Source organism: Roseovarius halophilus (ex Wu et al. 2025) (assembly GCF_047086965.1).
The window spans coordinates 1-375 of sequence record NZ_JBKOTX010000586.1; the positions used below are offsets into that span (position 1 = coordinate 1).

At 65.6% G+C, this 375-nt stretch carries 1 protein-coding gene; it reads left to right on the plus strand.

The genetic code is table 11. The features are described from left to right. Nucleotides 1-375: IS630 family transposase (locus ACH107_RS33605; protein ID WP_412509901.1), on the plus strand; the 375-nt coding region annotated here is incomplete at both ends.

Sequence of the window (375 nt, forward strand, 5' to 3'; positions counted from 1 at the left end):
GGCCGAGGCGGTGGGCATCTCGCCGTCGAGCGTGGGAAGGATATGGGCGGACGCAGGGCTGAAGCCGCACCAGACGCGCAGCTTCAAGGTCTCCAACGATCCGATGTTCGAGGAGAAGGTCACCGACATCGTCGGGCTCTACCTCGACCCGCCCGACCGGGCCGTGGTCCTGTGCGTGGATGAGAAGTCCCAGATCCAGGCGCTTGATCGCACCCAACCGGGGCTGCCGCTGAAGAAGGGCCGCGCCGCCACCATGACCCACGATTACAAGCGGCATGGCACGACCACGCTGTTCGCTGCGCTCGACGTCAAATCCGGCCAGGTCATCGGCGACTGCATGCCGCGCCACCGCGCCAAGGAATTCCTGAAGTTCCT